The organism is Thalassococcus sp. S3 (genome assembly GCF_004216475.1).
Classification (GTDB): Bacteria; Pseudomonadota; Alphaproteobacteria; order Rhodobacterales; family Rhodobacteraceae.
Genome location: NZ_CP022303.1, coordinates 2582033 through 2600617, shown reverse-complemented (window position 1 = coordinate 2600617; position 18585 = coordinate 2582033). Strand labels below are relative to the sequence as shown.

Below are 18585 nucleotides of genomic sequence, written 5' to 3'. Positions count from 1 at the left end.
CGCAGGTCCGTCCTGGCATCGGGCGGATATCGCAAAAAGGAAATGCAAGCCCGAATTCCGGCGGCAGCCGTGCCCTGCTTGCGGTAAGAGAGGGCATGCTGACGGATCTGCCCGACGACACCACCCTTTACGATGCGCTATTGCGGCGCGATGCCGCCTTTGACGGGCGCGTCTATGTGGCTGTTGCCACGACAGGAATTTTCTGCCGCCTGACATGCCCCGCCCGAAAGCCGCGAAAAGAGAACTGTGCCTTTTATCGCGATGTCGCGGCCTGCATCGCGGCCGGGTACCGGCCTTGCAAGCGCTGCCGCCCCCTGCGGCCGGAAGCCGATGCCGACCCGGTGATCAAGGACCTGCTTGAGCAGCTTGAACGGCGACCGACGCATCGCTGGAGCGAGGCGGATGTCGCAGCATCGGGATACGATCCGTCCACGGTCCGGCGCGCGTTCAAGCGTCACTTTGGGATGACCTTTCTGGAACTCGCGCGCCAGAACCGCCTGCGGGACGGGTTTGTTACCCTGGCCGAAGGCGGAGACGTGATCGACGCGCAGATCGAAGCCGGTTTCGCGTCCCCGAGCGCTTTTCGCGATGCGTTTGCCCGCCTGCTGGGCAGGGCACCGGGCCGATTTTCCAGGACGGCGCTTTTGCGGGCGGATTGGATCGACACGCCGCTCGGTGCCATGATCGCGGTCAGCGATGCCTCGGCCCTGCACCTTCTGGAATTTGTCGAGCGCAAGGCGCTTCCATCTGAACTCAAGCGGTTGGAGCAGGCCGCAAAGGGCCAGATCGGCCTTGGACGTTATGCGCCCACCGACCAGATCACCCAAGAGCTTGACGCGTTCTTTGCCGGACGCGATGCGCGGTTTCAGACGCCGCTGGTTCTGCATGGCACGCCGTTCACACGTGATGTCTGGACGAGGTTGCGGCAGATTCCCGCGGGAGAGACGCGCAGCTATTCCCAGATTGCCGCCGCATTGGGGCGGCCCGATGCCACGCGAGCTGTGGCCCGGGCCAACGGCGCCAACCAGATTGCCCTGGTGATCCCGTGCCACAGGGTCCTTGGCGCCGATGGCGCATTGACCGGATATGGCGGAGGGCTTTGGCGCAAGCAGAGGCTTTTGGAAATCGAATCCATGTATGCAAGACCGGAGGATCGGACATGACTCAAATCGACAAGGCGCAGCGTTTCAAGGCGTTGCATGTACCGGGTGACCCCGTGGTGCTTTACAATATCTGGGATGCGGGCAGTGCAAAGGAACTGGACGCTGCCGGTGCCCCCGCAATCGCCACCGGCAGCTGGTCGGTGGCAGCCGCGCAAGGCTATGGAGACGGGCAGAAGATACCCCTCGCGCTCTTGCTGCAGATTACAGAGCGGATCACCGAGACGGTTGAAAGTCCGGTCACCATCGATTTCGAAGGCGGCTATGCCGAGGCTGCGGAGGACGTGACCGCGAATGTCCGCAAGCTGGTGCAAGCGGGGGCGGTCGGCCTGAATTTCGAAGATCAGATCGTTGGCGGCAGCGGTCTTTATCCGATAGGCACCCAGGCGGCGCGGATCGCGGCGGTGCGGGCCGCCGGAGAGGCTGAGGATGTGCCGATCGTGATCAATGCGCGGACGGACATTTTCCTGAAAGCACGAGATCCTGACGCGCATGGCGGATTTGTGGCCGAAGCGCTGGACCGATGCGCGGCCTATGCCGAGGCGGGCGCGGATTGCTTCTTTATTCCCGGCCTGACGGAGGCAGGCCTGATCCGGCAGATCTGTGCCGACAGTCCCTTGCCGGTCAATGTGATGATGCGGGGCGCTCTGAGCTCGGTTGAGGAGGTTGCCGAGATGGGCGTGGCCCGCGCAAGCTTTGGCCCCGGTCCCTATGCGGATGCGATGAAAGCGCTGAAAGCGCGGTATCTGGCTGCGACCTGACGCGCGGCGCGGCCGTCACGCGGGACGTTCGGGCACACCACCGGCCCGACGATAAAGACGGTTGAGCCGTTGGGTGAGTTGCGGATCCGGTTGCCGGATCTGCAGCGCGCCGCCTTCGCGCTGCGGAACGTTGAAGAAGATATCGTTGCGCACGAGGTATCCCGGCGCATCGCGTTTGGCGTCAAAGCGGATCACCAGCCGTGGCAGGTCTTCGGGCGTGCCGTCATAGGTGACGATCAGCGCGGCGGTGACGTCGGGGGGCATCAACTCCCGGCATTCGACAGCATCGCGCGCCGGGCGCGAGAATGCGTGGGCCGGTCCGCTGCACGCGGCCTGAAAGGCGGCGAACAATGTGTCGGGATAGTCGGAGAATCGCGCAGAACCGGATTCGGTGGTCCCCGACACCAGATCTTGGGGTGCGCAGGCGGTCAGCGCACCAAAAAACAACATGTATCCAAGTTTCATGAGCGCTCCGCCCGAGGGTTGGCTTGGCGATATCGTGCCGGCTTGATGCATTATTTGGGCCGTCCCGCAGGTGTTTCAATTCATGCTGCAGTGCAGAAATAGTTAACGCACCACAAGGGCGTTATCGAAAAAACCTGCTGAAAATAAGTATGTTTTGCACCTTGGAGCTGTTCAACACCTGCGTCGGGGAGTGCTGCGTTAACAAAGTGAATCACACACGCAGGGGCGACCGCCACACGTCAATAAAAAAGAGTCTCACCTTTGCGTAAAAATACCGTTGACGCTCTATGGGTCTATACGGCAGGTTGTGTGGGCCGGTCGCCGGGACACTAAATCTAGTGCAAAGCTGGGATGGTGGCGACGGTTTGGGACAGACGACGACAATCAGAATTGCGGTCATGCGCGCGGTGGTACGACGCCCGTTTCTTGCGGCGCTGCAACGGTGTGCTGACATCCAAACCGAGGCTTCGAAGAGGGCGTCAGGACAACTGGCGCAAGGAAAAGAACGCTGAATTAGAGGCAGCACACGATGAAAATCGAAAGAAAATTCACCACGGCAGGGAAAGACGCATACGCCGCGCTGGATTTCGTGATGGCGACGTCTGAGATCCGCAACCCGGACGGCACGATTGTCTTCCGTCAGGAAGAGATCGAAGTGCCCAGCACCTGGAGCCAGGTGGCCAGTGATGTGATCGCGCAGAAGTATTTCCGCAAGGCCGGCGTGCCCGCGCGGTTGAAGAAAGTGCGCGAGAAGGATGTGCCGGAGTTTCTGTGGCGCTCTGTTCCGGATGGCAAAGACGTGGAATTCGGCGGCGAAAGCTCCTCCAAACAGGTGTTTGACCGTTTGGCGGGCGCTTGGACCTATTGGGGCTGGAAAGGTGGCTATTTCTCGACCGAGGAAGACGCACGCGCCTATTTCGACGAGATGCGCTATATGCTGGCCACGCAGCGGGCCGCCCCGAACAGCCCTCAATGGTTCAACACCGGTCTGCACTGGGCCTACGGCATCGACGGTCCGGCGCAGGGCCATTACTATGTCGATTACAAGACCGGAAAGCTGACCAAATCCAAATCCTCCTATGAGCATCCGCAGCCCCATGCGTGTTTTATCCAGTCGGTCGCGGACGATCTGGTGAACGAAGGCGGCATCATGGACCTCTGGGTGCGCGAGGCACGTCTTTTCAAGTACGGCTCGGGCACCGGCACCAATTTCTCGCATCTGCGCGGCGAGGGTGAGGCGCTGTCGGGCGGTGGCAAATCGTCGGGTCTGATGGGCTTTCTGAAGATCGGCGACCGGGCAGCGGGCGCGATCAAGTCGGGCGGTACCACGCGGCGCGCAGCCAAAATGGTGATCTGCGACGCGGACCACCCGGATATCGAGGATTTCATCAACTGGAAGGTCATCGAAGAGCAGAAGGTGGCAAGCATCGTCGCCGGCTCCAAGATGCACGAGGCCAAGCTGAACGGCATTTTCGAAGCACTGCGGACATGGGACGGCGCGGTAGAAGATGCCTATGACCCGGCGGCCAATAGCGCGCTGAAGACGGCGATCCGCGAGGCCAAGAAAGTCGCGATCCCTGAGACGTATATCAAGCGTGTGCTGGACTATGCCAAGCAGGGCCATACCAGCATCGAATTCCCGACCTACGACACCGATTGGGACAGCGAAGCCTATAACTCCGTCTCGGGCCAGAATTCGAACAACTCGATCCGCGTGACCGATGCGTTCCTTTATGCGGTCGAGAAGGATGCGGAGTGGGAGCTGATCAACCGCACCGACGGATCCGTCGCCAAAACGGTAAAGGCACGGGATCTTTGGGAGCAGGTCGGTCATGCGGCCTGGGCCTGCGCCGATCCGGGCATCCAGTATCACGACACGGTCAATGCCTGGCACACTTGCCCGGAAGACGGTCCGATCCGCGGATCCAACCCGTGCTCGGAATACATGTTCCTTGATGACACGGCGTGCAACCTTGCCTCGATGAACCTGCTGACCTTCCTCAAGGACGGTGAGTTTCAGGCCGAAGACTATATCCATGTCACACGCCTCTGGACGCTGACGCTGGAAATCAGCGTGACCATGGCGCAGTTCCCGTCGAAGGAGATCGCGCAGCTCAGCTATGATTTCCGGACGCTGGGCCTTGGCTATGCCAATATCGGCGGATTGCTGATGAACATGGGATATTCCTATGACAGCGACGAGGGCCGCGCGCTTTGCGGGGCGTTGACGGCGATCATGACGGGCGTGTCCTATGCGACCTCGGCAGAAGTGGCCGGAGAGCTGGGCGCCTTTGCGGGCTATGAGCGCAACGCCGATCACATGCTGCGCGTCATGCGTAACCACCGTAACGCCGCCTATGGGGCGACCGAAGGCTATGAGGCGGTGAACGTCAAGCCGGTGCCGCTGGATCACGGCAATTGCCCCGATGCGCGGCTGGTCGATCTGGCCCAATCTGCCTGGGACGAGGCGCTGAAGCTGGGTGAGCAGCACGGCTATCGCAATGCGCAGGCCACGGTGATCGCACCTACGGGCACGATCGGGCTGGTCATGGATTGCGACACAACCGGGATCGAGCCTGATTTCGCGCTGGTGAAGTTCAAGAAGCTGGCCGGTGGGGGCTACTTCAAGATCATCAACCGCTCGGTTCCGTCCGCGTTGGAAAAGCTGGGCTATGGCTCCGCTCAGATCGAGGAGATCGTCAGCTACGCGGTGGGTCACGGTACAATCGGCAACGCGCCGGGGATCAATCACACGTCGCTGGCCGGGCACGGCTTTGGCCCGAATGAGCTGGCCAAGGTGGATGCGGCGCTGGAAAGCGCCTTCGACATCCGGTTCGTGTTCAACCAGTGGACGCTGGGCGAGGAATTCTGTACTCAAGTCCTTGGTATCCCTACCGAAAAGCTGAACGATCCGACCTTTGACCTGCTGCGTCATCTGGGCTTTGCCAAGGCCGACATCGATGCCGCGAACGACCATGTCTGCGGGACGATGACGCTGGAAGGTGCGCCGCATCTGAAGGAGGAGCATTACGCGATCTTCGATTGCGCCAATCCCTGCGGCAAGAAGGGCAAGCGCTTCCTGTCGGTCGACAGTCACATCACCATGATGGCCGCGGCGCAAAGCTTCATCTCGGGCGCGATCTCCAAGACGATCAACATGCCCAATGATGCGACCATCGAGGATTGTCAGAAAGCCTATGAGCTGAGCTGGTCGCTAGGTGTGAAGGCAAACGCGCTCTACCGCGATGGCTCCAAGCTGAGCCAGCCTTTGGCCGCCGCGTTGGTCGAGGATGACGAGGAGGCAGCAGAGGTACTGGAAAGCGGGTCGGTCACCGAAAAGGCCGCCGTTCTGGCTGAAAAGATTGTCGAAAAGGTTGTGGTGAAAGAGATCGTCCGCAGCCACCGCGAGAAGATGCCGCAACGACGCAAGGGCTACACTCAGAAAGCCATTGTCGGGGGCCACAAGGTCTATCTGCGGACAGGCGAATACGAGGACGGCAACCTCGGCGAGATTTTCATCGACATGCACAAGGAAGGCGCTGGCTTCCGGGCGATGATGAACAATTTCGCCATCGCGGTGTCCGTGGGCCTGCAATACGGCGTGCCGCTGGAGGAGTTCGTGGATGCGTTCACCTTCACCAAGTTCGAACCGGCGGGCATGGTGCAGGGCAATGACAGCATCAAGAACGCAACCTCGATCCTTGACTACGTGTTCCGGGAACTGGCTGTCTCCTACCTCGACCGCACCGATCTGGCGCATGTCAAACCGCAAGGGGCGACCTTCGACGATCTGGGTCGTGGGGAAGAGGAAGGCGTCTCCAACGTCTCCGAGCTGAGCGAGACGGCGGCCACCAAGTCCTTGGAAGTACTGAAACAAATCAGCTCGACCGGGTATCTCCGCAAGCGGTTGCCGCAAGAGCTGGTGGTGCTGAATGGCGGGCAATCCATCGGGGCCACGGCGCTGAACGGCGCGGTCGACCCGGTGGGCGCGCTGCAGACACTGGTGCCTGAAACGGTGGCGGTCACAAGCACGACGACAACCGCAATGGCCACGGGCAACGTCGAAATGGACGCCCGCACCAAGGCCAAGATGCAGGGCTACGAAGGCGAGGCCTGCGGCGAATGCGGAAACTACACGCTGGTGCGCAACGGCACCTGCATGAAGTGCAACACCTGCGGGGCGACCAGCGGATGTAGCTAAGGGATCGCATCCCAGGGGATGCGTAGGGGTCATGGCTTTCCCCAGAGGGCCGGACCCCGACGAGATAGGGTGGGGGCGGACTAGCAGTCCTTGCCCACCTTCACCTGGAGCGGGTGCGCTCGCTCCTGACGACGCTCAGGCCGCAGGCAATAAACACCGGGCGGTAAACTATTGAGCCTGAGCGGCGAAACTCAAACGGGGGGCTTATGCTCCCCGTTTTTTTGTCAGATCTCCGCGTAGATCTCGAGGAGGTTGCCGTCCGGATCCCGAAAAAACAGTGTGCGATGGCCGAAATCCCGGTCGGTCGGGGGCGACAGGATGGGGACGTCACGGGCCTCAAGCGCGCGGGCGCAGACATCCACCGCCTCCCGCTCGACCCGGAAGGCCAATTGCAGCGCGGCGCTCCCCTCCGGCACCGGCGCATCCGCCCGCATGAGGCCCGGCCAGGAGAGGGCGAGCGTGTTCGGCCCGACACGATATTCCAGCCAGTTTTCCGAAAGAGTGCGGGTCAGCTCAAAGCCCAGGACATCCTCATAAAAACGCCGCATCGCGTCCATGTCACGCACGAGGATGACGGTGTAGTCGATGGCTTTGATGGATTTGAAGACTGGATCAGTCATGATGAGCCAATAACAGTGAAGCCTGGCACGGATGCAAGAAATCTGAGGGGATTGGCTCCGGCGGTAGGGATCGAACCTACGACCAATTGATTAACAGTCAACTGCTCTACCGCTGAGCTACGCCGGAACGGTCTGGCGCATATAGCAAGTGGATTTTGAAGCGTCCAGAGCCTACGTGCCAGAAAATCGGAATTTTTTAATCATGGTGGAGGCCCCAGCGCAAAGCGTGCATCGGCGGCCAGGGGGCCGATCGGATGGGCGCGGTTTTGTTGGGCAAGATCAACAAGATGAGCAAAGACATTGCGCGTGGCGGCCGGCAGAAGGGCAGGTGGCGTTTCGGTGTAGATGCGGTGGGCCAGAACCTCAGCCGTGGCCGGCGCTTGTGCCAGCTGATCGAGAATCGCGGCCTCGCGGGTCAGCCGGTGGTCGATCAGCCAATCGAGCCTTTCGGACGGGTCGTCTATCGGCGCGCCGTGGCCGGGATAGAAGCGGCGCCAGTCGCGGGCGCGCAATTTGCGGCAGGACGCCATGAAATCGGTCAGATCCCCATCGGGGGGCGACACGAGCGAGCTGGCCCAGCCCATCACGTGATCTCCGGTGAAACAGGCCTCGTTCCAGCCAAGCGAGATATGGTTGCCCAGATGTCCGGGCGTGTGGAGCACCTCAAGCGACCAGTCATCGCCGGTGATCCGTTCCCCGTCGGGGAGGTGCACGTCAGGGCGAAAGTCGGCGTCGATCCCTTCGCCTCCACCGCCGAGCCCGCTGAGGGCAAGTCTGTCCATGACCGCGCTGCGCCCCGCGCGGGCCGTGCCAAAGGCCAGCACCGGGGCCCCTGTCTTGCGCGCCAGGGGCCGGGCGAGCGGAGAATGGTCGAGATGGCTGTGCGTGACGACGATATGAGTGATGGACTGGCCCGGCTCCAAAGCGGCCCCAATCGCGGCGAGATGACGGTCGTCCAGCGGACCCGGATCAATGACGGCAAGCCCCTTGGTGCCCAGGAGATAGGTATTGGTGCCGCGATAGGTCATCGGAGACGGGTTTGGCGCAACGAGGCGTCGCAGACCGGGCTCCAGCGTCTCTGCCTGACCGGGGGGAGGGTTAAAGTCGTCCGGTGCGGCTGTCATGACACTTCCTCTGCTTCTTCGCGCCCGATAGGTTTATGACATGTCGTTTCGCTGGCTCAAATCCTATCTGCCCCGCGGGCTTTACGGACGCGCCGCGCTGATCCTGATCTTCCCGGTCGTGGTCTTGCAGCTTGTCGTCTCTATCGTCTTCATTCAACGGCATTTCGAGGACGTCACCACCCAGATGACCCAGACGGTCATCCGTGAGTTGCGGTTGGTTCTCGATGGCGTCGATGTCGCGGATGACGGTGTCACTGCGTTGATGTCGCTGGAAGAGATCACACGCACGCTGCAGTTGCGGCTTTCGTTTGTGCGCCCTGATGCGGTGCCGCAGGCCGACACCATCCGCTGGTACGACTTTTCGGGTCGGGTCATGTTGAACAAGCTGCGCGGCGCCTTGCCCCAGGTCGAAACGGCCCTGCTGCCCGACAACGATGATGTCACGCTGTTCGTCATCACACCGCAGGGCCCGTTGGAAATTACCTTTGATCGCAGGCGCGTGTCGGCGTCAAACCCGCATCAATTGCTGGTCAACATGGTGTTTTTCGGCGGATTGATGACGATCATCGCCTATCTGTATCTGCGAAATCAGTTGCGGCCGATCACACGGCTTGCAAGCGCGGCAGAGGCTTTCGGCAGGGGGCGGCATGTCCCTTACGCGCCGCGGGGGGCATTGGAGGTTCGGGCGGCCGGAAATGCCTTTCTTGACATGCGCAACCGGATCGAACGGCAGATCGAACAGCGCACGCTCATGCTGTCCGGGGTCAGCCACGATTTGCGCACGCCGCTTACCCGGCTGAAACTGGGTCTGTCGCTGATTGACGAGGACGAGGCCGCGCCGCTGCTGCGCGATGTGGATGACATGCAGCGTCTGGTCGACGAGTTCCTGAGCTTTGCCAAGGGCGCGTCGGAGGGCGAGGCAGAGGAGACAGACCCCGCCTCGCTCGTCCGGCAGATCGCCGAGGACGCCAGGCGCAGCGGAAAGGCCGTGGATGTGACGGAGATCAATGGCGAGGGGCGCGTGGCGTTGCGTCCCCTGGCCATCCGCCGGGCGCTGGAAAACCTTGTGAACAACGCGGTGCGATACGGAACAAAGGCCGAGATGTCGGTGGCGGTCACCGACAAGGCCGTCCGCTTCCGGATCGATGACGACGGTCCGGGGATCGCGCCCGAGCTGCGGTCCGATGCCTTGAAACCTTTCATGCGTCTTGATCCCGCGCGCAATCAGGACAAGGGCAGTGGCGTGGGTTTGGGCCTTGCTATTGCCCATGACATTGCTCGAAGCCATGGCGGCAGTTTGCGACTGGCCGAAGCCGAAGGGCTGGGCGGTTTGCGTGTTGACCTGATCCTCGCCCGATAATCCCGCATCTACGGGGGTGCCGCCACTGATACGCGCGGTTTCGCAAAGCTGACGGAAGGTCTGGCGGGATTGCGCCGGTCCGCTCTGGCCTGCGGTTGCCATGTCCGAAGCGATGGGGAACGATGTTTTAGATTTAAGTCAAATACACCATTTAAACAGAGCAAGCGGAGGTCCGCGATGTCTTGGGTCGTGCAAGTCCCCGAATTTCTTTTGGATATCTTTGACCATTATCAAGATCTGAAAACCATAGATGGCGTTGATCAGACGCTGGAGCATCTGCATCGAAAAAGTATCGAGCGCGAAGGCGAGAACTTGGGCATCCAGGACATGGTGCTTTTCCGCAATGACGCGCTGAGGGATATGGCCCGGCGTCTTGAAGGCCTCGCACGGAAGGGCCAAGCCATGTCCCGAGAGCCGATGCAAGTGCCCGAAAATCCGTCCGGAGAGAAATTTATTGCTTTTCTTCAAGGGGCTAAAGCTGAAACTTCAAGTGTCGCGACAGGAGGGGCGACGGCGACCCTGCCTGCGGATCAGCAGCCCGAATATCGGGAATTCCTGATATCGCTCTATCGTCACGATCACGCGCTGGAACGATTGCTGGACAAGATCAGGACGTCGGAGCGTGACATCCACGACCGCATTGCCGACACGCGCTATCATCTCGCCCGATGCGAAATTCTTGAGAAAGCAATGGACGGGATCATCACGATGATGCTGCCGGACGCCTATGGGTTCAAGCCGCTGGCCCTGTCGAACAAGGTGCAGCTTGGAAAGATCATCATTCAGTTGGAGCAGTTGCTCGCCATTCTGGGCCATCTGAGAGCCAGGCAAAGCTGGTACGCCAACAAGGTCCGCGCCGCCCGCCAGCTTAACAAGATGTGGTTCGACAGTGCGGCGAAGACAGGCCAAGGCCCGGATATGAGCGAAACCGACCTGAAACGCCTGATCCTGATGACCGAGTAGGGCGGAACGGAATGGTAGGCCCGGCAGGACTTGAACCCGCAACCAAAGCGTTATGAGCGCTCTGCTCTAACCAATTGAGCTACAGGCCCGCCATATCGCAGGCCTATCATCCTCTCCGGTCGCGTCAAGAGTGGCGTTGCGTGCCCGCGCGCAATGTTCTAACCCGCGCGGCAATGGATTGGAGATAGCGCATGGGCACAGGCAAGAACGGCATCACTTACGCGGATGCGGGCGTGGATATCGACGCGGGAAATGCGCTTGTCGACCGGATCAAGCCGGCGGCGGCGCGGACCGCGCGCAGCGGGGTGATGTCGGGGCTGGGCGGTTTTGGCGCACTCTTCGATCTCAAGGCGGCGGGCTTCACCGATCCGGTGCTGGTGGCGGCCACCGATGGCGTCGGCACCAAGCTGCGGATTGCGATTGATACGGGCCTGGTCGATCAGGTGGGGATCGACCTTGTCGCGATGTGTGTGAACGATCTGGTCTGTCAGGGGGCGGAACCGCTCTTTTTTCTAGACTATTTCGCCACCGGAAAGCTGGACACCGACAGTGCGGCCCGCGTGGTCGAGGGCATTGCCGAAGGCTGCGTGCGCGCGGGATGTGCCCTGATCGGGGGAGAGACGGCCGAGATGCCGGGCATGTATCCCGACGGTGATTTCGATTTGGCCGGTTTCGCGGTGGGCGCGATGGAACGGGGCAGGGCCTTGCCCGCTCACGTCACCGAAGGCGATGTGCTGCTGGGACTGGCCAGCGATGGTGTGCATTCGAACGGCTATTCACTGGTGCGCAAACTCGTCGATCTGTCGGGGCTCTCCTGGACCGCGCCTTCGCCCTTCGGCGATGGCACGTTGGGAGAGGCGTTGCTGGCGCCCACGCGACTTTATGTGCGCTCCGCACTGGCCGCGATCGGGAAGGGCGGCGTGCATGGGCTGGCCCACATCACCGGCGGGGGGCTGACCGAGAACCTGCCACGCGTTCTGCCGCAGGGACTGGGCGCCGAGGTCGATCTGTCGTCCTGGAATATGCCCCCCGTCTTTGCCTGGATGGCCGAAACCGGAGGGATGGAGCCAAGTGAAATGCTCAAGACCTTCAATTGCGGGGTCGGCATGGTTCTGGTCTGCGATCCGCAGGCGGCGGGCGCGATTGCCGAGGTCCTGGCGGCGCAGGGAGAGACGGTGTTCGAGATCGGCCAGGTGCGATCCGGCGACGGCGTGACCTATTCCGGGGCGCTGGTGTGAGCCGTAAGAAAGTCGCGATTCTGATTTCGGGCAGCGGGTCGAACATGCTGGCCCTTCTCGACGACATGCAGGCCGATCACCCGGCAGAGCCCTGCCTGGTTCTGTCCAATGATCCTGCCGCACCCGGTCTGGCCAAGGCGGCCGCACGTGGCATCGACGTTGCATCGGTTGATCACCGTGTCTTTGGGCGCGACCGGAGCGCGTTCGAGGCTGAGTTGATGAAGCCGCTTCTGGCGGCCGGCCCGGACATTGTCTGTCTGGCTGGCTTCATGCGCATTCTCACCGCCGGCTTCGTCTCGCATTGGCAGGGGCGTATGCTGAATATTCATCCCTCGCTTTTGCCCAGATACAAGGGGCTCGACACGCATGCGCGTGCTCTGGATGCCGGGGATGCGCGCCATGGCTGCACGGTGCATGAGGTCACGCCCGCGCTTGATGACGGACCCCTTTTGGGGCAGGCGGATCTTGAAATCCGGCCAGGCGATACCCCCGCCACACTCGCGGCGCGGGTGCTTGATCTTGAGCATCGGCTTTACCCCGCGGTCTTGCGCCGATACGCCCAAGGCGACCGGACACCGCTTTTCCTAACGTCGGATGCCGCTTGACCCTGCATCGCGCTTTGCAAATGCTCATATTTTTCGTAAGACTTGGGCGAGGGTTCTGCCAAGACCGACAAGAATAATAACCAAGCCCGAGAAGAAAAAGCGGATGAAAACGCTCACAACGACGCAAGAATTAGCGGCCTTTTGCAAAACAGCGGCTGCTCACCCCTATGTCACCGTCGATACAGAGTTCCTGCGTGAGCGAACCTATTTCTCAAAGCTCTGCCTGATCCAATTGGCTGTGCCCGGTGACGGCGAAGACAGCGCCGTTCTGGTGGATCCGTTGATGGACGGGATGGCGCTTGATCCGCTCTATGATCTCTTTCGCAACGAAGACGTGGTGAAGGTCTTTCACGCCGCGCGACAGGATCTTGAGATTTTCTATATCGACGCCGGTGTCTTTCCGCGCCCCCTTTTCGACACGCAAGTCGCCGCGATGGTCTGCGGCTTTGGCGAGCAGGTGGGCTATGAAACGCTGGTGCGCAAGATCGTGCGCCAGCCCTTGGACAAGACCTCACGCTTTACGGACTGGTCCCGGCGGCCCCTGACAGAGGCGCAGAAGACATATGCCCTGGCCGATGTGACGCATCTGCGCAAGATCTACGAATATCTGGCGGCAGAGCTGCAAAAGAGCGGGCGTGCGCGATGGGTTGCCGAAGAGCTGGAGATCCTCCTGACGCCGGCGACCTATGATATCAAACCGCAGGACGCCTGGCGCCGGATCAAGACCCGCAGCAATTCCCCCCGCTTTCTGGCCGTGGTGCGCGAGTTGGCAGCGTTTCGGGAGGCTTACGCCCAGAAGAACGACGTGCCCCGCAACCGGGTTTTCAAGGATGATGCGCTGGTTGAGCTTGCCTCGACCAAACCCAAAAATCACGCCGATCTTGGCCAGTCCCGTCTGCTGCTGCGCGAAGCCCGGAAGGGAGAGATCGCCGAAGGGATCCTGGAGGCCGTTGCGCGCGGAGTGTCCTGCGCGCCGGAAAACCTTCCGGCGCTGGATCGCAGCCGGGACAAGATGCAGGTCAATCCGGCTTTGGCCGATCTGCTGCGTGTTCTTTTGAAAGCCAAAACGGAGGCATCGGGCGTGGCCGCGAAGCTGATCGCGCCAAGCGCGGATCTGGACGCCATCGCTGCGGGCCTGCGCGACGTGCCCGCTCTGTCGGGCTGGCGGCGCGAGGTTTTCGGGGCCGATGCGCTGCGGCTTTGCGAAGGGCGCATCGCTCTTGCGGCCACGGGCCAGGCCGTGGCCATTGTCGAGATCTAGCGACGGCGGGTTTCGCGGGCGTTGTCGCGTGCCACGACCCGGATCACGCTGATGCGCGAAAGATCTTCGTTGGAGAGGCTCTGCGCCACGCTGACGCGCCGGGAAAACTCCGTCCCCACCGGGGTTCCGGCGACGGGATAGACCACATCGAAGGTATAGCTCATCACGCCGTTTTCGTCGGGCCCATCCTCGGTCTGGGGGGTCAGTTGCACGAGGTAGGCGCCTTGCCGCGCTGCAATGCCGGTCGCCCGGACGATTGCCCCACTTGGCACCGGTTCGACCGTCAGCTCTGTTATCCGGTCGATCGGGATCCCGGGATAGACATCGTCGGGCCGGTCGAACATGCCGCTGCCGGTTTCCTGCGGCAGCAGCGGATTAACCTCCTGCTGCGGAGCACTCGTGCGCACCTCGCGGCTGTTGCCGAACCAGTTCAGGGGATTGAGGCGCGTTCCGCAACTGCTCAATACGAAACTGGCCAGAAGGAGTGCCAGCAGAGGTTTCGTCATTTCGGACCCACCGATGATCTTCTTTGCGCCATGAGTTACCGCATCCCCGCGCCGTTGAAAAGCCGGATCAGGACTGGACAGCGGAATGCGCGCGCCATAGGTCAAGAAAGAGCAGAAGAGGATCGCGTCATGGCCAGTCCTGCCTTTGAAGAGATCGTTGAGGATTTTGAATTTTTGGACGATTGGGAAGACCGCTATCGCTATGTCATCGAGAAGGGCAAGGCGATGGATCCGCTTGAGGATGCCCTGAAAGTCCCGGCGACAAAGGTCGATGGCTGCGCAAGCCAGGTCTGGCTGCATCCGGTCATCGAAAACGGGACTTTTCGCTTTGACGGAGAGAGCGACGCGATGATCGTGCGGGGGCTCATCGCGGTTCTGAGAGCGCTTTACAACGATCTGCCGGTGGCGGATGTGTCCAAGGTTGATGCCCGGGCAGAAATGGCGCGGCTGGGCCTGAACGATCATCTCTCGGCGCAGCGGTCGAACGGGCTGAGGGCGATGATCGAGCGCATCCGACAGACCGCGTCACAGATGGCGTGAGCGGAGACACCCCGTAGCGTTCGTGCATTGCGGGATTTACCTGGGAAAGCGAAGGTCAGAGCCGCGCGAGATGGGTGGCGAGATCCCCGTATCCGGTGCTGCGCCGCTCAAAAGCGAGGCCAAGGCGATCGGCGGCATCACGGGCTTTTTCCGTCAGGGCGGGATCATCGGTTTGCGACTGGTAGACCAGTTTCTCGTAATGAGCAAAGTACATGTCGCGCAATTCGGGATGCCGGTCGAGACCGAGGGGGCGCCACACGAACGCATCGAATTGGCGGACGAGGAAATCGGTGAGATAGAAGGCGGTAATCTCGGTTTCGCCCCGTTCGGCAAAAGTCTGGTTTCCTTCGAAGAAGGCGTAGCAATGCGGCCCTTCGATCATTTCCACGCCCATGTCGGCGCAGGCGGCCTGAAGCTGTCCGCCGGTGCCGCAATCGGCATAGGCCACGAAGATGTCGGAATAGCGGTTGCGATGCTGCGCCACGGCCTCGCGAACGGCGCCCGTGATCTTTTCGGGATGGTTGTGGTAGATGGCGGGCAGGCAGGTCAGGTCGAGATGGGACCAGCCATTCCGGTCGATCAAGGCCAAGATTTCGCGGGCGAGTGCGCCGCACGCCACAATAAGCACCCGACCGTTGGACGGGTCGAGCGGCAATCCGGTCTCGGTCAGGCTGTCATCGTTCAGCATGAGGGTGTTCCCGACAAAAACGGCCCGCCCCAGGTCGAAGCAGGCCGCCGATATAATGCCGAGGGCGGCGTCAGGCCGTCATCTGATTGTGTTTGCGACCTACGAATTCCTTGGCGGTCTCAACCGCGACGGCGGCATCGCGGCAATAGGCATCCGCGCCGATGGCTTTGCCGAACTCTTCATTCAGCGGCGCGCCACCGACAAGGACGATATAATCATCGCGCACGCCCTGTTCGACCAGCGTGTCGATCACGACCTTCATGTAAGGCATGGTTGTGGTGAGCAGGGCCGACATGCCAAGGATGTCCGGCTTTTCGGTTTCCAGAGCCTCAAGGTAGTTTTCAACCGGATTGTTGATGCCCAGATCCACCACTTCGAACCCTGCGCCTTCCATCATCATGGAGACGAGGTTCTTGCCGATGTCGTGGATATCGCCCTTGACCGTGCCGATCACCATCTTGCCCACACGCGGCGCGCCGGTTTCGGCCAGAAGCGGCTTGAGGATCGACATGCCGCCTTTCATCGCGTTGGCGGCCAGCAGCACCTCGGGCACGAAGAGGATGCCATCGCGGAAGTCGTGGCCCACGATGGTCATGCCGCCCACAAGCGCCTTGGTCAGAATGTCATAGGGTGCCCAACCGCGTTCAAGCAGGATGTTGACCCCTTCCTCGATCTCTTCCTTGAGACCGTCGTAAAGGTCGTCGAACATCTGCTGGACAAGTTCGTCATCGTCCAGTTCGGAGAGAATGATGTCGTCTTCGTCAGACATGCGCGCATTCCTTGTTGAGCCAATGGTGCCATGCCTTGGCAAGCCTCTGTATGCCAAAGAATGCCAAATCCGGTGTAAATGACTGCATTGATTGCGACATCGTCGCTTCTGCAACCGACGTTGTAAGGCGGTTTAGAGCAAAAAGATAATGAGATTTCCCCATATGCATGCTGAGCGGATTGCATGTGTTCGTGTTTTGTTCCAGTCTGGGGGCTATGGATGAACAGATTCCTCTCTCCTCCAACCGGCGCCGGGCGCGGGGCGCTGCCACCAACGCGGCCAGCCGGTTCGACCTGTCGCGTATTGCGGTCGATGACGGGTGGGACAGAGAGGAGGAATTGCCGCTTTTGCGCACCGAAGTCAGCGCAGAAACGGCGCGCAGCATCATTACGCGAAACACCTCGCCAGACCTTAGCTTTGATCGATCGGTCAATCCTTATCGGGGGTGCGAGCATGGTTGCATCTATTGTTTTGCGCGCCCAAGCCACGCTTATCTGGGGCTTTCGCCAGGGCTTGATTTCGAAACGCGGCTCGTGGCGCGCCCGAACGCGGCGGATCTTTTGGCGGTCGAGCTGGCGCGCCCGCGCTACAAGGTGGCGCCGCTGGCGATCGGAACGAATACGGATCCCTATCAGCCGATTGAAAAGGATTACGGGATCATGCGCGCGTGCCTTGGTGTTCTGGAGGCCTATAAGCATCCGCTGATGATCGTGACCAAGGGCACATTGATCGAGCGGGACATCGATATTCTGGCGAAGATGGCCGGGCAGGGGCTTGTGCGTGTCGGCATCAGTGTCACAACGCTCGACGCCGACCTGTCGCGGCGGCTGGAGCCGCGCGTGGCCGCGCCGGGCCGGCGTCTCGCCACAATTCGGCGTCTGGCGGATGCCGGGATCCCGGTCCGGATCTTCGTCTCTCCGATCATTCCGGCGTTGACGGATCACGAGGTGGAGGCGTTGCTTCAGGCTGGTCAAGAGGCGGGGGCAGACGCGGCCAACTGGTCCCTCCTGCGCCTTCCAAGGGAGGTATCACCGCTTTTCCAGGATTGGCTGGCCGAGCATGTACCGGACCGCGCCGCACGGGTGATGGCCCGTGTGAGGGAGATGCATGGCGGACGCGACTATGATCCGCGCTGGGGACACAGAATGCGGGGAGAGGGCGTTTATGCCGGGATGATCGGGCAACGTGTCAAGGCAGCGATAAAGCGCTATGGTCTGGATCGGCCTTTGCCGGATTTACGCTGTGACCTTTTCGCCGTGCCGCCCCGCGCGGGCGATCAATTGTCGCTGTTCTAGGCGCGGCGTCTGCGGCGGGTCCGGCGTTCGGGGGCAGCGCTTTCGCCGGTGCCATCGGTGGCGGAGCTGAACGGTCCCAGAGCCTCCGCGATCTTTTCCAGAGAGGGGCGATCACTACGCGGTCTGGTGTCCAGAGCCTCGCGCATGTGTCGCAGATGGTCGGGCATCGTGCCACAGCATCCGCCGATGATTTTCGCGCCGCTGTCCCGGGCCATGACCGCATATTCGGCCATCAATTCCGGTGTGCCGTCATAGTGAATATGTCCGTCCACGTATTTCGGAATGCCCGCATTGCCCTTTGCCACGATGGGCCTGTCGGGGCCTTGGGCTGCAAAGCCCTGGACGGTGCGCAACAGATCGGACGCGCCTGTGCCGCAATTTGCGCCAAAGGCCAGCGGCGTGTTGGGCAGGTCCTGTACAAGCTGTGCAAGATCAGACGAGGTGACGCCCATCATGGTGCGGCCCGCCGTATCGAAACTCATCGTGCCGACCCAGGGCATATCGGCAAGCGCGAAGGCTTCGGCGGCGGCGCGGTATTCCTCGGGCGCGCTGATGGTTTCAAGCCACAGAACGTCGGCGCCGCCTTCTTTCAGGCCGTCTGCTGTCTCGTGAAACATCTCAACCGCCAACGCGTGGCTGAGCGTTCCGACCGGCTCCATGATCTCACCGGTTGGGCCGACGGAGCCTGCCACGATAATCGGGCGCTGCTGAGCATCTGCGACGTCTCGACCGATCTCTGCCGCCACGCGGGACAATTCATGCGCGCGTTTCTCGGCGTTGTGCAGTTTCAGCCTGGAGGCGTTGCCCCCAAAGCTGTTGGTCAGGAAAAGATCGCTCCCCGCATCGACTGCACCGCGATAGAGCGCCTTGATCTTCGCGGGCTCGTCCACATTCCAAAGCTCGGGCGCATCCCCGGACATCAACCCCATGTTGAAGAGGTTGGTGCCGGTTGCGCCATCGGCGAGGATCACATCGGAACGGTCGAGCATTTTTGACAACGCGTCGGTCAAAACGGATCTCCTTCGCGGC

Annotated in this window: 17 protein-coding genes and 2 tRNA genes; 10 read left to right on the top strand and 9 right to left on the bottom strand. The window is 61.3% G+C overall.

The features are described from left to right. Nucleotides 1-95 precede the first annotated feature (95 nt). A complete protein-coding gene (locus tag CFI11_RS12885; protein WP_130406553.1) occupies nucleotides 96-1163 on the top strand; it encodes a bifunctional transcriptional activator/DNA repair enzyme AdaA in 1068 nt (355 codons plus the stop codon). Continuing rightward, nucleotides 1160-1921 (top strand): isocitrate lyase/phosphoenolpyruvate mutase family protein, encoded by a 762-nt coding sequence (locus CFI11_RS12880; protein ID WP_130406551.1) that lies wholly within the window; start codon nucleotides 1160-1162, stop codon nucleotides 1919-1921. The genes CFI11_RS12885 and CFI11_RS12880 overlap by 4 nt, the downstream gene beginning before the upstream one ends. A gap of 15 nt (nucleotides 1922-1936) precedes the next feature. On the opposite strand, the gene CFI11_RS12875 is transcribed toward CFI11_RS12880, so the two are convergent. Continuing rightward, nucleotides 1937-2386: a hypothetical protein gene (locus tag CFI11_RS12875; RefSeq protein WP_130406549.1), complete on the bottom strand. Its 450-nt coding sequence runs from the start codon at nucleotides 2384-2386 to the stop codon at nucleotides 1937-1939. A 529-nt stretch (nucleotides 2387-2915) separates the two neighbouring features. Here CFI11_RS12875 and CFI11_RS12870 point away from each other — a divergent pair. Further along, nucleotides 2916-6587, top strand: a complete 3672-nt coding sequence (locus CFI11_RS12870) for a vitamin B12-dependent ribonucleotide reductase (protein ID WP_130406547.1) — start codon at nucleotides 2916-2918, stop codon at nucleotides 6585-6587. 224 nt (nucleotides 6588-6811) lie between these two features. On the opposite strand, the gene CFI11_RS12865 is transcribed toward CFI11_RS12870, so the two are convergent. From CFI11_RS12865 to CFI11_RS12855, 3 genes are all read right to left on the bottom strand, one after another. Continuing rightward, on the bottom strand, nucleotides 6812-7207 hold the full coding sequence (locus CFI11_RS12865; RefSeq protein WP_130406545.1) for a VOC family protein: 396 nt from the start codon (nucleotides 7205-7207) through the stop codon (nucleotides 6812-6814). Nucleotides 7208-7259: 52 nt separating this feature from the next. Beyond that, nucleotides 7260-7334 (bottom strand) — tRNA-Asn (locus CFI11_RS12860). Between the two features lie 73 nt (nucleotides 7335-7407). Next, a complete protein-coding gene (locus CFI11_RS12855) occupies nucleotides 7408-8331 on the bottom strand; it encodes an MBL fold metallo-hydrolase (protein ID WP_130406543.1) in 924 nt (307 codons plus the stop codon). Nucleotides 8332-8371: 40 nt separating this feature from the next. Between CFI11_RS12855 and CFI11_RS12850 the strand changes: the two genes are divergently transcribed. Together CFI11_RS12850 and CFI11_RS12845 are read left to right on the top strand one after the other, a co-directional pair. Next, nucleotides 8372-9691: an ATP-binding protein gene (locus tag CFI11_RS12850; protein ID WP_130406541.1), complete on the top strand. Its 1320-nt coding sequence runs from the start codon at nucleotides 8372-8374 to the stop codon at nucleotides 9689-9691. Nucleotides 9692-9868: 177 nt separating this feature from the next. Beyond that, on the top strand, nucleotides 9869-10654 hold the full coding sequence (locus CFI11_RS12845; protein ID WP_130406539.1) for a hypothetical protein: 786 nt from the start codon (nucleotides 9869-9871) through the stop codon (nucleotides 10652-10654). Between the two features lie 12 nt (nucleotides 10655-10666). Here CFI11_RS12845 and CFI11_RS12840 read toward each other — a convergent pair. After that, a tRNA-Ile gene (locus CFI11_RS12840) sits at nucleotides 10667-10743 on the bottom strand. Nucleotides 10744-10845: 102 nt separating this feature from the next. Between CFI11_RS12840 and purM the strand changes: the two genes are divergently transcribed. The 3 genes from purM (at nucleotide 10846) to rnd (ending at nucleotide 13758) form a co-directional block, all read left to right on the top strand. Continuing rightward, on the top strand, nucleotides 10846-11892 hold the full coding sequence (purM, locus tag CFI11_RS12835; RefSeq protein ID WP_130406537.1) for a phosphoribosylformylglycinamidine cyclo-ligase: 1047 nt from the start codon (nucleotides 10846-10848) through the stop codon (nucleotides 11890-11892). Next, a complete protein-coding gene (purN, locus tag CFI11_RS12830) occupies nucleotides 11889-12497 on the top strand; it encodes a phosphoribosylglycinamide formyltransferase (protein WP_130406535.1) in 609 nt (202 codons plus the stop codon). Before purM ends, purN begins: the two co-directional genes overlap by 4 nt. A 103-nt stretch (nucleotides 12498-12600) precedes the next feature. Beyond that, nucleotides 12601-13758, top strand: a complete 1158-nt coding sequence (rnd, locus tag CFI11_RS12825) for a ribonuclease D (protein WP_130406533.1) — start codon at nucleotides 12601-12603, stop codon at nucleotides 13756-13758. Here the strand turns inward: rnd and CFI11_RS12820 are convergent. After that, nucleotides 13755-14264: a hypothetical protein gene (locus tag CFI11_RS12820; RefSeq protein WP_130406531.1), complete on the bottom strand. Its 510-nt coding sequence runs from the start codon at nucleotides 14262-14264 to the stop codon at nucleotides 13755-13757. The genes rnd and CFI11_RS12820 overlap by 4 nt on opposite strands. 129 nt (nucleotides 14265-14393) lie before the next feature. Here CFI11_RS12820 and CFI11_RS12815 point away from each other — a divergent pair, with 129 nt between their 5' ends. Beyond that, complete coding sequence (locus tag CFI11_RS12815; protein WP_130406529.1) at nucleotides 14394-14804, top strand: SufE family protein; 411 nt, start codon at nucleotides 14394-14396, stop codon at nucleotides 14802-14804. A 55-nt stretch (nucleotides 14805-14859) separates the two neighbouring features. Here CFI11_RS12815 and CFI11_RS12810 read toward each other — a convergent pair whose 3' ends face one another. Together CFI11_RS12810 and CFI11_RS12805 are read right to left on the bottom strand one after the other, a co-directional pair. Beyond that, a complete protein-coding gene (locus CFI11_RS12810) occupies nucleotides 14860-15492 on the bottom strand; it encodes a DUF1638 domain-containing protein (protein WP_130406527.1) in 633 nt (210 codons plus the stop codon). A gap of 70 nt (nucleotides 15493-15562) precedes the next feature. Then, the gene (locus CFI11_RS12805) at nucleotides 15563-16261 is read right to left on the bottom strand and encodes a B12-binding domain-containing protein (protein ID WP_130406525.1); all 699 of its coding nucleotides are present in this window, start codon (nucleotides 16259-16261) and stop codon (nucleotides 15563-15565) included. A gap of 215 nt (nucleotides 16262-16476) precedes the next feature. Between CFI11_RS12805 and CFI11_RS12800 the strand changes: the two genes are divergently transcribed. Further along, a complete protein-coding gene (locus CFI11_RS12800) occupies nucleotides 16477-17556 on the top strand; it encodes a PA0069 family radical SAM protein (protein WP_130406523.1) in 1080 nt (359 codons plus the stop codon). Here the strand turns inward: CFI11_RS12800 and bmt are convergent. Continuing rightward, a complete protein-coding gene (gene bmt, locus CFI11_RS12795; protein ID WP_130406521.1) occupies nucleotides 17553-18566 on the bottom strand; it encodes a betaine--homocysteine S-methyltransferase in 1014 nt (337 codons plus the stop codon). The two genes, CFI11_RS12800 and bmt, sit on opposite strands and share 4 nt — an antisense overlap. Nucleotides 18567-18585 lie beyond the last annotated feature (19 nt).